The sequence below is a fragment of the Elizabethkingia argenteiflava genome (assembly GCF_009904105.1).
GTDB classification, from domain to species: Bacteria; Bacteroidota; Bacteroidia; order Flavobacteriales; family Weeksellaceae; genus Elizabethkingia; species Elizabethkingia argenteiflava.
The window spans coordinates 1-12,761 of record NZ_JAAABJ010000685.1 but is presented as its reverse complement, the minus strand read 5'-3'; the positions used below and the strand labels follow the sequence as shown (position 1 = coordinate 12,761).

The window sequence follows — 12,761 nt, the reverse complement described above, 5'->3', positions numbered from 1 at the left end:
TATTAATTATTTTTTCCACCCTGGTCTGTCTCTTTTTTATTTTTTTTGTTACTCAAAAACCATTCCACAAATATTTTTATGCCAGTTTGAAAATTTGTCTTTGGGCAGTATCCGATCAGCTCCTTTGCTTTTTGTATATTGGCATTGGTTCTCTGCACGTCACCAGCCTGTAGGGGTAAAGACTGAAGATCGGGATGAACCTTTAATGTAGCAGACAGCGTATCCAACATCTCTTGTAGTGTTACGACCTGGTTCTCACCTAAATTAAGAATCTCATAAACCCCCTCATGATGGTGAAGATACTCCACTGATTTCATTATACCATCAATTATATCATCTATATAAGTATAATCTCTCGCCGTTGTCCCATCCCCATAAAACGGAATTTTTTCCTGCTTCCACATTAATTCAGCAAATTTATGTATGGCTAGATCAGGGCGTTGTCGAGGTCCATATACTGTGAAAAACCTTAATTGCAACATATCCAACTGATAAAGAGCGTGGTATACATGTCCCAATATTTCACCCGATTTTTTAGTAGCCGCATACGGGGAGATAGGTTGGTCTACCACATCGGATTCAGCAAAAGGCACCTTCTTATTATTACCATAAACACTTGAAGAGGATGCACATATAAATTTTCTAATACCAAATTCCCTACAGAGCTCCCAAAGGTGTAGACTGCCTTGAATATTTACCTGCTGGTACTCCAAGGGTCTTTCTATGGAGGGTCTTACACCGGCTAAGGCTGCAAGATGAATCACCATATCAAAAGAATGCCGTTCAAAGATTTTCCTTAATTCATTAAAATTTCGGATATCTTGATAATAAATTTTATAGATATCGGAATTTATTCGATCTATTAATTTATTAATATCTGAATCTTTTTGATGAAAATCAAATACACGATGATCTCCTATTGATTCTAAGGTATTGTATATTTTTATACGGTAGTCATAAAAACTGTCAAAATTATCCACATTTACGACAAAATGTCCTTCTCTTAATAGTTTTTCTACTAAATGAGATCCTATAAACCCAGACCCTCCGGTTACTAAATAGTTCATTATGATTTCAGCTATCAAACAAAAATAGAGCTTTCTACAGACTTTAACCGTATACAAACCGAATAAATTTAGTTTAAGATTGCTTAACTTTGTGCGCTTAATCATACCTCTTTATGAAATTCTCTGGACAAATACTTAAAATGATCTCCGATCATACCAAACCTATACGCTACTATCTGAATTTGTCGGAAGATTTAATCTGTATGAATCAACTTTTTAACCAAGAGCTATCCTTCCAACATATCGGCTATCAGTGTGTGAGTTGTGGAAACGATGAGCCCGTTTACCGCATGGGTTTTTGTAAAAAATGCTTCTTTAAGAGTCCTTATGCTAGCGATACGATCTTACGCCCCGAACTCTCTACCGCCCACTTAGGCATTGAAGAACGAGATTTGGCGGTGGAAAAAGAAATTCAACTCGTGCCACACATCGTTTATCTGGCTTACACTGGAGAGGTAAAAGTGGGGGTTACCAGGGAATCCCAAATTCCGACGCGTTGGATAGATCAGGGAGCTACTTTGGCTCTTCCTATCGCAAGAACCCGCAATCGCTATGAAGCAGGAGTTATAGAAGTAGAAATAAAAAAACATATTACGGACAAAACGCAGTGGAAAAAAATGCTACAGACTCAGGAAAAAGACATAGATATCATCTCCATTAGAGACTCTATAAAGTCGTATTTACCAAAAGATTATGAGCAATTTTACTCATCGGACGAAGAAGTATGGAAAATGGAATTTCCTTACGAAGTTCCTATGAATATTGAAGCGTTTAGCCTAAATAAAAAATCTGAATTTACAGGAATCCTAAAGGGCATAAAGGGACAATATCTATGCTTCGAAGGAGGACAAGTGATCAATATCAGGGGACATGAAGGTTATGTGATCAATTTATCGGTAAGCTAAACGTATCAATCTTAATTATTGATGTTATTATTCTCCTGGAAGTGGAAGAACAGAGATTAGGGTATTCCATAACAATATGGTCTTTGATGGTTATAATCCAAATTTCTATTTTTTTCCGAGCATCCGAAAAATTTAGGTTAAAATACTCCTATTCTTCCTTAAATCTTCTATACCCTACAAAGGTAGGATTTGGGTGCTTTACAGATTGATGTTTACAATATGTTTTGACGATAATTTTCTCATCTCAATTTGAATACACTGGGAAAACTCGCTGTAGCTTAGCTTTCAATATATATAGGCTATCTACACTCTCTAACACAGATTAAATATCGAGATTATGATCCTCTCGCTCATCTAGGCAGAGAGGCAATAAAGCTATCAAATTCGGATCTTTCATAATTACTATCGGAACCGTGAGAGTCCAAAATAAAGGCTTTCCTTCGAGCATTATCCTCTACCAGATAAAGTACAGCACCATCCGAAGGATGAGAATCACCTTCGAATCATTATAGGTTTTAATAATCTTAAGTCCTGAGGGAGATATTCCCGATGAGAACCTTGGAGGACATCTACTCAAGTTGTCATGTTATGATATGCCATTATTTTGATTTTATCATTAAAAAAATCAATTTAAAAACCCTAAACATGGTCAAAAACAGTAATTAAAAAAACAACCGAGAAAATTCCTCTTCCCAGTTGTTGTTTATCAATATTAACCTATTTTAATGTTTATTTTAATTTCTGAATCCCCATTTCATATAGGGCAAAGGAAATTAAATCGGCATTCTCCGCAACTATTTGTTGAACGGATCGCCCTGCTCCGTGTCCTGCATCTTTTTCAATACGGATAAGAATGGGATTTTTACAGTCCTGTTTTGCCTGTAACTCAGCCCCAAATTTAAAAGAATGAGCAGGAACCACTCTATCATCGTGATCACTGGTAATCACCATAGTGGATGGATAGCATGTTCCTCTGTTGATATTATGCAGCGGCGAATAAGACTTCAGATACTCAAACATAGCTTTACTATCTTCTGCTGTTCCGTAATCATAAGACCAACCTGCTCCGGCCGTAAATTTATGGTAGCGCAACATATCCAATACTCCTACTCCCGGAAAGGCTACTCTGGCTAAATCCGGGCGCATGGTCATGGTAGCCCCTACCAATAAACCACCATTTGAACGACCTAAAAGCGCCATATAAGCTTTTGAGGTATAATTATTTCTCTGTAAATATTCTCCAGCCGCAATAAAATCATGAAACACATTTTTTTTACGTTGCTGGACGCCTGCATCATACCATTTTTTGCCATACTCTCCTCCTCCTCTTATATTGGGTACCGCATAAATACCCCCATTCTGCATCCATATGGCATTTACTACTGAAAACCGAGGTTTAAGACTAATATTAAATCCTCCATAACCGTATAAAATGGTAGGATTTTCACCTGTCCTTTTGATTCCTTTTTTATAGCTAATGGTCATAGGAATTTTGGTCCCATCATCTGAAGTATAGAAAACCTGTTCTGAAACATAATCTTCTGGATTGAAATTGACTTTTGCTCTGTGATAAATTTCAGATTTACCTGTTTCTATTTGGTATTTAAAAATGGTTTTTGGTGTAATATAATTGGTAAATGAATAATATAAAGCTGTTTCGTCTTTTTTACCTGAAAACCCCGTAATACTCCCTTTGCCTGGCAGTATAACATCTCTAACCAGTTCTCCCTTTTTATTATATTGTCGGACAATATCAACTGCATCTTTCATATAGATGGCAAAGAAATAATCTCCTCCTGTTTTTAAATCCAAGGGCTCTTGACTTTCTGGTATCACTTCCTTCCAGGTGTCTGGCGTTGGTTTCGAAATCGTAGTTTTAACCAGTCTCCGGTTGGGAGCATCTTTATCCGTGAGAAGGTAGAGATCGTCTCCATCTGTATCCACAAGACTTACATTTGACTCAAATCCGGTAATAATAGGAATAAAATCAGTTTTATTTTTCAAATCTTTAATATAAAGTTCATTTCCATTGGTCGCATTAGCCGCAGAGATGATCAAGTAACGCTGGTCTTCAGTTACATCAGCTTTTAGGTATCTTCTAGGAAACTTCTTTCCTCCCATAATTAATTTATCCTGGGCCTGTGAAGTGCCTAACTTATGAAAATAAACTTTGTGTTGATCGGTTAGCCCAGAAAGTACGCTGCCTTCTTTAGGCTTGTCGTAACTGGAATAGTAAAATCCCTCATCTCCCAACCACGAAATTGCACTAAACTTAATATCTTTAAGGGTATCGTCTTTCTGTTTTTTAGTTTCAGTATCCAGAATGATAATACTATTCCAATCTGAACCACCTTCAGAAATACTATAGGCTACCCAGTTCCCTTTCTTATTGAAAGAAATTTTGGATAAAGACGTGGTTCCTCGATTGGAAAATTTATTAGAGTCCAGGAAAATTTCCGTTATCCCCTTATCATCTCTTCTATATAGCACATTTTGAGACTGCAAGCCCTCATTTTTGTAGAAATAAGTGTGTTTTCCTATTTTAAAGGGCGCCGAAATTTTTTCATAATTCCAAAGATCGAGGAGTTGTTGTCTAATTTGCTCCCTAAAGGGGATTTTCTCTAAATAAGCATGGGTGAAGTTTAACTCCCTTTTTACCCACTCTTTTGTATCTTCAGATTGGTCATTTTCCAACCATCGGTAAGGGTCGGATATTTTCACACCGAAATAAGTATCCTGATGCTTTATTTTCTTAGTTTCTGGATATTTCAAAGGAATAAGGTTTTGAGAGGAAACAATGATGGACGAAAGTACAGCCATTGCAACCCATATTTTTTTATAATTCATAGAAAATGATTTTCTCAAAAATAAGAAGATTTTTACAAAACAAAGATCTGTTTACGATGGTGTTATCACTGATAATCACTCGTAATATAAATCTAACACAAAGAGTAGACGCTAAAATCGTTTTTATTTACAGCATACCTTTTTATAGCATTGAATAAACTCTTATCCTTTTTTATAGTAAACGGCTTAATTATGTCTGTCATGCGAAAACAAATCTCATCCCTTTTAATTTGTTAATTTTTTATAGGAATAAGATTTGTTTATAACTACCTGATATTCTTACTATCAGTACCAGATCCAGTAATAGGTTCTCTTCTAAAATTTATAAGTCATACTCAAGGTAATGTAGCGTCCGTTTCCTCTGGCATATTCTGTGTTTCGAGCGACCAGCATAGAGACCGGAGTATAGTAGCTTTTATTGAATAGATTTTCTACAGCAATTCCATAGGTAATCTTATCTAATGTATAACCGGAGCTAAAGTTAAATAAATCTATAGGGTTTACCTTTCCTTCTCCTTCGTTATATACTCCTTTGCTATTTAATGTAAATCTATCTCGGGTCCCTGTATGAATATAATATAAATTAAAATAAGACTGCTTTACGGGTTTAAAACTCAAATACATAGTTGTTTTTGAAGCTGGTATCGACAATCCCGACATATAGCCATCCCAATTACGACTTCCCTCGGACTTTTTCCGCCCTTCAAAGGTGGTAAAATTTAAGCCCGCATCTAATTCTTGGATAATCCTTACATTTGTTCCTACTTCTACACCTGATACTTTTTGTGGAGAGCGATCAACGACCCAAAAACCTGCCTTAGAAACCAAATCACTTCCCAATTGAGAATGGGTATAAAAATAAGCAGCATTAATACTCAAAAAATTGCCGATTTGGGAGTATGCTCCTACTTCATAATTATCGGTTTTTACTGGTGAGGTTTCAATCTTCGAAAGCTGATCTGCAGCGGCATCTCGTAAGGTTCTTCCTAAATCAAAAATAGAAAATCCTCTAGAATAGGCTACAAAAGGCTGCAATTCTTTTAGCCTATTATAAGATAATCCTACATTCCATGAAGTATTATCATATTTTAAATTTCCTCCTTTTACATGAACTTGAGGATCTGTGTCTTTTTTAGGTAATATGTTATAATCTGGTACATCTACATTTATATGATCATAACGTACTCCTAATTTTAAATTAAGATCTCCCCAAAAAGTAGTTTTAGTCTGTAAGAAAGGAGCAATATTATAAGAGGTGATTTCTGGAACCCATAGTCGTTTATCTACCAAAGGTTGGCTTGTTTGATCGACTAGATAATCGACTCCATATAAAAACTGAGTTTTCACCTGGTCTGAAAAATTGACTCTGGATACCATTTGTCCTCTAAGTCCATATTTCTTGGCGCGAATGGTAGCCTGCCCACTGGTACTTTGCCAGCGCGGTTTTTTGGGATTATGTTCCCGGTAATCAAAAACTGTATATAAACTCTGAGCAAATGCAGAGACTTCTAAATCGGAATTTCTAAAAATATCTTTAGACGTATATTTAATATACGCATTATGGTTGTATCGGGTCCCCTCATTTTGAGCATTTGGATTCTTGGTACCTATGACTCCAATTCGAGGTGACTGTCCATAAATTCCACCTTCGGCGACTAATGGAGTGTTTTGAGTACTCGAATAGTAATTGTACATGGCCTCAATAGAATTTTTTTGATTAAAATCGTACCCGATTTTAGTGAGAAGATTAAGCGTTCGAGTATCCCCCAGACCATAACGAGGTGAAATATATTCTCCATCGCCATCTACTGCGGAACCTGTTTGATTAATGGTTCCATTGATTAGGTAGTTGAACTTATCTTTTTTGCCATAAAACTGTTGGTTAAACCTATAGCCAAAACCTCTTTTTTTATTATCAAAATAATCGTGATCGGTAGTGGAAAAGCTGGTCTGTCCGCCAAAAGTTTTTCCTTCTTTATTTTTTTTAGTAATAATATTTATCACCCCGCCAATGGCTCCATTTCCATAAATAGATGTGGCTCCATTGACTACCTCTATACGCTCAATAGCTGCGGGATCTATGGTTCTAATATCACGATCCGTTGCACGCAAAGGGGTAGATTGCGGAATCCCATCTATTAATAATAACATACTCCTTCCTCGCAAAGTCTGGCTTCTATTACTAGTGGTATTACTTGCTAATGCTAAACCTGGTACTGCCATCCCGATAATTTGAGAAACGTCTTGAGATATTTTCCCCATTTCTTTAATTTGTTTCTCACTAATTATGGTCACCGTAGCTGCAGAATTCGTTTTAATCTCGGGGATTCTGTTTACGTGCACAATTAATTCGTCCATATCTTTATCTTGAATGGAAGAATCTGCAGAAGTCTGCTGGGCGAATAAGGTAACGCTAACCAACAGTCCTGCCATAAATATAGCTTTCTTCATTGTATAATATTTGTATTACTTCATAAAAACAAAACGTATATATCATAAGCTTTATACATGTCTACCGAAAATGAGGTCTATAAAGTAGATTCCTCATGGATCTGTGATCATCATAAAAGCTAAAAGAATGATATACTTATCCAGTTATTGTTTAATAACTTGAGATCGCTAATTTATACATTATTAAGAATAAATAAAAATAATTTTATACCAAGCTTTTATCTACTGTTCAAAATTTTAGAGCAAAAAATTAATAGATTTTAAAAATAAACAAAAAAATACATTTCTATTTCATTATTTTAAGGCTAATTTGCTTCTATATGGTTTATTTATAGAACAAAATACTCTTATAATCAGTAGTATAAGCCTAGATATATAAAATGAAGTATAGCGATCCAGATACGAATATCCTCCTCTAACAACCTGTTAAAAATCATAAAAAATATAAATTAAAATCCGATTTATTTTTTGAGGGAACTGCTCTTTTCACTGTGTAAAGGTGAATAAAAGAAATAAAAAAAGCCCCAACGTTTGCTGGGGCTCTATTTTTATAGACGCTATTAATTATGCGTTTGGAGCTACAGACACATAAGATCTGTTATCTTTCTTTTTAGTGAATACTACTTTACCATCTACTAAAGCGAAAAGCGTATGATCTTTACCGATACCTACGTTTTCTCCCGCATGATGCTGAGTACCTCTTTGTCTCACAATGATGTTACCCGCGATAGCTTCTTGACCACCGAAAATTTTAACACCTAATCTTTTAGAGTGAGATTCTCTACCATTTTTGGAGCTACCGACCCCTTTTTTGTGTGCCATTTTATTTTAACTTTTTTCGGGTTAAATATTATTCTCCTGCAGCCGCTTCGGTTGTGCTTTCTGCAGCTTTTTTAGTTGTCTTTTTAGCAGCAGCTTTCTTCGCTGGCTTCTCACCTTCAAATCCAGTAATAGAAGTAATCTGAATTTGCGTCAGTTGCTGTCTGTGACCGTTCTTCACCTTGTATCCTTTTCTTCTTTTCTTTTTGAAGACGATTACTTTATCTGCCTGAACATGATCAATAATCTCCGCTTCTACAGCGATTCCTTCTACAGCTGGGGCGCCTACAGTTATTGTCCCGTTAACCGTTAAAAGAACTTTATCAAAAGTAACTTTATTACCTTTTTCTGCTTTTAAGCGGTTAACATACAATTTTTGGTCTTGCTCAACTTTGTATTGAAGCCCTGCTATCTCTACGATTGCAAACATTGTATATTTTTTTAAATTATTCGAACCGCAAAGATATTCATTTTTTTGTAATTAGCAATAAGATTTTTATTTTTCTCCGTTTGAAAATCCACTCGTTAGCTTCTTTTCTATAATTCGGTAAAAATAGTCTTGTAAAAAGGCTTTACACTGCCATTCAATTTGATTCATTTCCTCGTTCCGGCGACTTATCAAATTATTTTTTAAGCCTTTATCGTTTTTATCATAAAAACCTAAAGCTTTTTGACCGTCGAATACACAAATATAATTACCGAAAGCATAACGATAGGTATTATCCATGTAGTTTACCACAAAAGGAGGCTGGTTTTTGTCACCAAACAGACTCACTCCCCAACTTCTAAAAGGTTTATGGTAACCTATCATATCTATGACAGTGGGATAAATATCGATTTGCTGAGCCCATTCATCGCTTATCCCCTTCAAACTTCCATCAGGTTTATAGATTATAATGGGAACCGCCTGCTTGTTAAGTCCCACTTGGTATTCTTCATAATAACTCTGGTTGTCGTGGTCAGCGGTCAGAATAAAAATGGTATTTTTAAACCAAGATTCCCTCGCGGCAGACTGAAAAAACTTTTTTAGTGCATAATCTGTATAACCTACTACCTGATGCATTTGCACATGACCTTTAGGAAATTTTCCTTTAAAGTTTTCAGGTACCTGAAATGGTTCATGTGAAGTTACCGAGAATAGTGTCGCCATAAAAGGTTGCTTTTTCTGTGAGAGTGTTTTATTCATAAATTGAAAAAAAGGCTCATCCCATATGCCCCAAACACCATCAAAATCTCGGTCATTATTATATTCTGTTTTCCCATAATAATGTTTAAAACCCAAAATATTCCCATACCCTAAAAAACCCATTGATCCATTAGGGGCGCCATGAAAGAAAGAGGTATCATATCCTTGGCCGTTTAAAATGGAAACCAGCGACTCTATTTTCTGATTGGGATAAGGGGAAGAGGTAAAAGCATCTTTAAAAGAAGGGATTCCAGATAGCACAGACGACATTCCATGGATGGATTTATATCCATTGGCATAGGCATTGGTAAAAATCATACTCTGCTGAGATAAAGAGTCTAGGAAAGGAGTATAACTGACATAGTTTTTAATGCCCTTATTAAATGCACCAATATACTCTCGTGAAAAACTTTCTAATATAAAAATTACTATATTGGGTTTTGTGGGAGGACTATTCTGATATTGTTTAACGGGATATGCTCTGCGTACGGCTTGCTCTTGTGGCATAAAATTCAACTTCTGAAAGGAAGCACTTCCCATAGTACGAAGAATACAGAATGGGGTATTGAGAACGACATTAGCCTGTACAAATTTGTTGACAAATTTATTGGCATCGACCAAATTAATGGGACGCGTACTTTTCTTAAAGTCTCCTCGAATTCCCCCTATGGCCAAAATCACAATGATACAAATACCGAAGATCGAAGTTAAAATATATTTCCCCTTATTCGTGTAGTTTTTTTCTTTTACTTTTATAAAGTTATAGAGTGTTATCCATATCAGCATGCAAATAATGTAGAGTAAAAAGATATACCAGTAGTTCTTAAGAAAATCAACAAAAAGCTTTGCTTTATTGGTCTCATGCTGAACACTCTCTAATATATTAATGGCACTTCTTGTAAAAGTAAATCTATAATAAATAAGGTCTATAAAATTAAATGCAATAGCTCCTAGATTGCATACAAAATAAATACTCTTAAGAAACTTCTGATAAACTTTATTTGTATTCACAAAAAGAGGAAGTATGGATAAGAGAATAAACACAGAATTGGTATATAAAATAGCGGTAGTATCAAAGGCTATCCCGTGAAAACAGAGTTTTAACAATTCTCCTATAGAATCAATTTTCAACAGATTCCAGTTAAAAACCGCAAATAAAATCCGGGTAACAAAATAAAAGAAATAGGCCAATAATAAGCGGTAGAGCAATACTCCATATTCATTTTTTCTAAAACTACTCATGATATTTAATAAAAAGATCTACAAAATTAACAAATAATTCATATCCCTAACCTCCTGTTATTTGTAAGTTCTCTCAAGTAAAAAAAGAATGAATTCGCTGCCTCTCTCTGGGGGTACATAAAAATAATGCTCAAGTTTTATTAATTGAGGTCGTTAAGTTAATTTTAACTATAGATTCTAAACAGACTGGCAGTGGCGTGAACTTCAGATTCAGTATTTTTTTGAAACAGACTACCCACTCGGAGAAGTTAAAGACGCTTTTGGGGTAAATATAAGAAGTATTAAGACATGAGCTGTATACCATTATTTGGTTACCAAGACCCGAAAGAAAACTTTTGGTGATCAGATGCGGGAAAAAGTTTAAGACCCCCAATATACATTTATCAGTACTCATTAGGAAACTCCGATTTTGAGGAGCAAGCCGGTAGAAATATCACGATACATTTGAGTTGGATGGATAAAACATGTAGAAAATGCTTGATGATATCAAAAAATCAAATATAACGACTGATGAGCTCTTTCTACATTTAGATACTGGGTTTAAACAGATACGGCTTGATAGAGGTCTATATTAGAAACGAAATATGAGCCCATATAGACTTAAATCCCTGACATGTAAACCTATGTGATAGAGCATATATTTTTTGATAATAGATGATATAAAAGGAAATTTGGTATAGAACTGACAAATTCGTGGTTAGGCAATTTCAAATCGCCCTATTCGTAAGATTTGACATTAAATATCTAGGATCGGAAAACAGCTAATTAACTGTTTTTATGCAAGACTTATGCGGAATATTGATATAACTTTTTATGCTATTTTTAAAAGTAGCACAAAACTTGATTATCTTTTCCAACCTTTTGAGATAAAAAGTAGTCTTATCTATTAGAAACCACAAAAATGAATGAAAAAATTTTAAAACAATGTTCCCGCAATAACCGTATTGCACAGCGAAAGCTATATGATGTATATTACCCTAAGTTGCATTTTGTATGTAAAAGATACTTAACATCACCAGAAGATATAGAAGAGGTCTTGGCAGATTCTTTTTACCATATTCTTTCCAAAATATCTCAGTTAAAAGAATGGAAAGCCTTTGATGCATGGTCAAGAAAAATCACAGTCAATCAATGCCTTAATTTTTTGCGTACAAAATATACTCCTGTGATCTCTATGGAGGACTATACCCGGAGACTCGTTCACCCCCTGCAGGATTTTCCTTATAATGAACAGGAGTTACTACATCTTATGGAGACCTTACCCCCTGGTAGTAAAACGATTTTCAATCTGTATGCTATAGAAGGTTACTCCCATAAGGAAATTGCAGCACAGTTGGGCATAAGTGAAGGGACCTCAAAGTCTCAACTCAACTTTGCAAAAAAGAAATTACAAAAACTCGTACATCAATTTTATTTTTCAAAAACCTTTTAAAATGAATCCTAAGGACCCTCTAAACGATATATTCAAACAACTAGAAAACTGTATTTCAACAGATCTCTCTTCTAAGGAAAAAGTATGGACTCTGTTAGAAGATGAACTGAGCCATTCTCGCAAATTATCACTTATGCGAAATTTGATAATTGCTATCTTAGTTACCTTATTAGCAATCGGAACTTATGTACTTTTTAAAACAAATGAGAAGAATGCTCTGGCCACAGTAAAAACTTCCGAGAGGCCCTCCTCTCCTCCTAGTGGAATTGTGCATAATAATACTGAAACCTTTATCATTCACTCCTCAAAGAAAAAAGAAATACTATAGATTCAAAAATCCGCTTTATTTATCTCTTTCCATTGTAGAAGCTGCTGTTCCCATTCCTAATCTTCGGCTACCGTAAAACTTTCTAACAGCAGCTTTTTATATACAATACCCAAAAAGTGTAGAGTTATTTAGTCAATGATAGACTGCTATGCTATCCCCCTCTTTGGAACTAAGCCATATATAAGATCAGCAATCACTTTATACTAATAGGCCGCTTTACTTTACCTATTATTCGCCAAGGTGAAAGCTAAGTTAATTAAACTTTTTATGACGATAAATATGCTAAGGATATGAACTTGTTTAAACTATTAGTTTTCTGCGGAATAAAATAACAAAAGCAATATAACGCAAAGAATTCCATGTTATTACAGAAGTTTCAAATCGTATAAATAATGCTTTGAAACTATCCAGCCAAGCATTTGCTTTCTCTATATTGAACCTTCGTTTATATAATTCTTCATCAAAATAATAATAATTTTTGGCT

Annotated in this window: 8 protein-coding genes and 2 pseudogenes; 3 read left to right on the top strand and 7 right to left on the bottom strand. The window is 35.0% G+C overall.

Going from position 1 to position 12,761, the window contains the following annotated elements; all coding sequences use genetic code 11:
- Positions 1–2: 2 nt before the first annotated feature.
- Positions 3–1,067 carry a GDP-mannose 4,6-dehydratase gene (locus GNY06_RS13215; RefSeq protein WP_166520520.1) on the bottom strand — a complete coding sequence of 355 codons (1,065 nt, stop codon included), beginning with the start codon at positions 1,065–1,067 and terminating at the stop codon, positions 3–5.
- 113 nt (positions 1,068–1,180) lie between these two features.
- On the opposite strand from GNY06_RS13215, the gene GNY06_RS13210 reads away from it, so the two are divergent.
- On the top strand, positions 1,181–1,972 hold the full coding sequence (locus GNY06_RS13210) for a DUF2797 domain-containing protein (RefSeq protein ID WP_166520519.1): 792 nt from the start codon (positions 1,181–1,183) through the stop codon (positions 1,970–1,972).
- 729 nt (positions 1,973–2,701) lie between these two features.
- Here GNY06_RS13210 and GNY06_RS13205 read toward each other — a convergent pair.
- The 5 genes and pseudogenes from GNY06_RS13205 to GNY06_RS13185 form a co-directional block, all read right to left on the bottom strand.
- Positions 2,702–4,819 carry a prolyl oligopeptidase family serine peptidase gene (locus GNY06_RS13205; protein WP_166520518.1) on the bottom strand — a complete coding sequence of 706 codons (2,118 nt, stop codon included), beginning with the start codon at positions 4,817–4,819 and terminating at the stop codon, positions 2,702–2,704.
- A gap of 315 nt (positions 4,820–5,134) precedes the next feature.
- The gene (locus tag GNY06_RS13200) at positions 5,135–7,270 is read right to left on the bottom strand and encodes a TonB-dependent receptor (protein WP_166520517.1); all 2,136 of its coding nucleotides are present in this window, start codon (positions 7,268–7,270) and stop codon (positions 5,135–5,137) included.
- Between the two features lie 564 nt (positions 7,271–7,834).
- A complete protein-coding gene (gene rpmA, locus GNY06_RS13195; protein ID WP_166520516.1) occupies positions 7,835–8,092 on the bottom strand; it encodes a 50S ribosomal protein L27 in 258 nt (85 codons plus the stop codon).
- A 52-nt stretch (positions 8,093–8,144) separates the two neighbouring features.
- Positions 8,145–8,519 (bottom strand): annotated as a pseudogene (gene rplU / locus GNY06_RS13190) (50S ribosomal protein L21); the annotation flags it as partial.
- 66 nt (positions 8,520–8,585) lie between these two features.
- Positions 8,586–10,517, bottom strand: a complete 1,932-nt coding sequence (locus GNY06_RS13185; RefSeq protein WP_166520514.1) for an LTA synthase family protein — start codon at positions 10,515–10,517, stop codon at positions 8,586–8,588.
- Positions 10,518–11,418: 901 nt separating this feature from the next.
- Between GNY06_RS13185 and GNY06_RS13180 the strand changes: the two genes are divergently transcribed.
- On the top strand, positions 11,419–11,949 hold the full coding sequence (locus tag GNY06_RS13180; RefSeq protein ID WP_166520513.1) for an RNA polymerase sigma factor: 531 nt from the start codon (positions 11,419–11,421) through the stop codon (positions 11,947–11,949).
- Between the two features lies 1 nt (position 11,950).
- Positions 11,951–12,277 (top strand): hypothetical protein, encoded by a 327-nt coding sequence (locus tag GNY06_RS13175; protein ID WP_166520512.1) that lies wholly within the window; start codon positions 11,951–11,953, stop codon positions 12,275–12,277.
- Between the two features lie 300 nt (positions 12,278–12,577).
- On the opposite strand, the pseudogene GNY06_RS13840 reads toward GNY06_RS13175, so the two are convergent.
- Positions 12,578–12,761, bottom strand: a pseudogene (locus GNY06_RS13840) (IS5/IS1182 family transposase); the annotation flags it as partial.

Coding starts and splice junctions, on each gene's coding strand:
- rpmA (WP_166520516.1), bottom strand. CDS start 8,092: ATGGCACACAAAAAAGGGGTCGGTAGCTCCAAAAATGGTAGAGAATCT.
- GNY06_RS13210 (WP_166520519.1), top strand. CDS start 1,181: ATGAAATTCTCTGGACAAATACTTAAAATGATCTCCGATCATACCAAA.
- GNY06_RS13175 (WP_166520512.1), top strand. CDS start 11,951: ATGAATCCTAAGGACCCTCTAAACGATATATTCAAACAACTAGAAAAC.
- GNY06_RS13215 (WP_166520520.1), bottom strand. CDS start 1,067: ATGAACTATTTAGTAACCGGAGGGTCTGGGTTTATAGGATCTCATTTA.
- GNY06_RS13205 (WP_166520518.1), bottom strand. CDS start 4,819: ATGAATTATAAAAAAATATGGGTTGCAATGGCTGTACTTTCGTCCATC.
- GNY06_RS13185 (WP_166520514.1), bottom strand. CDS start 10,517: ATGAGTAGTTTTAGAAAAAATGAATATGGAGTATTGCTCTACCGCTTA.
- GNY06_RS13200 (WP_166520517.1), bottom strand. CDS start 7,270: ATGAAGAAAGCTATATTTATGGCAGGACTGTTGGTTAGCGTTACCTTA.
- GNY06_RS13180 (WP_166520513.1), top strand. CDS start 11,419: ATGAATGAAAAAATTTTAAAACAATGTTCCCGCAATAACCGTATTGCA.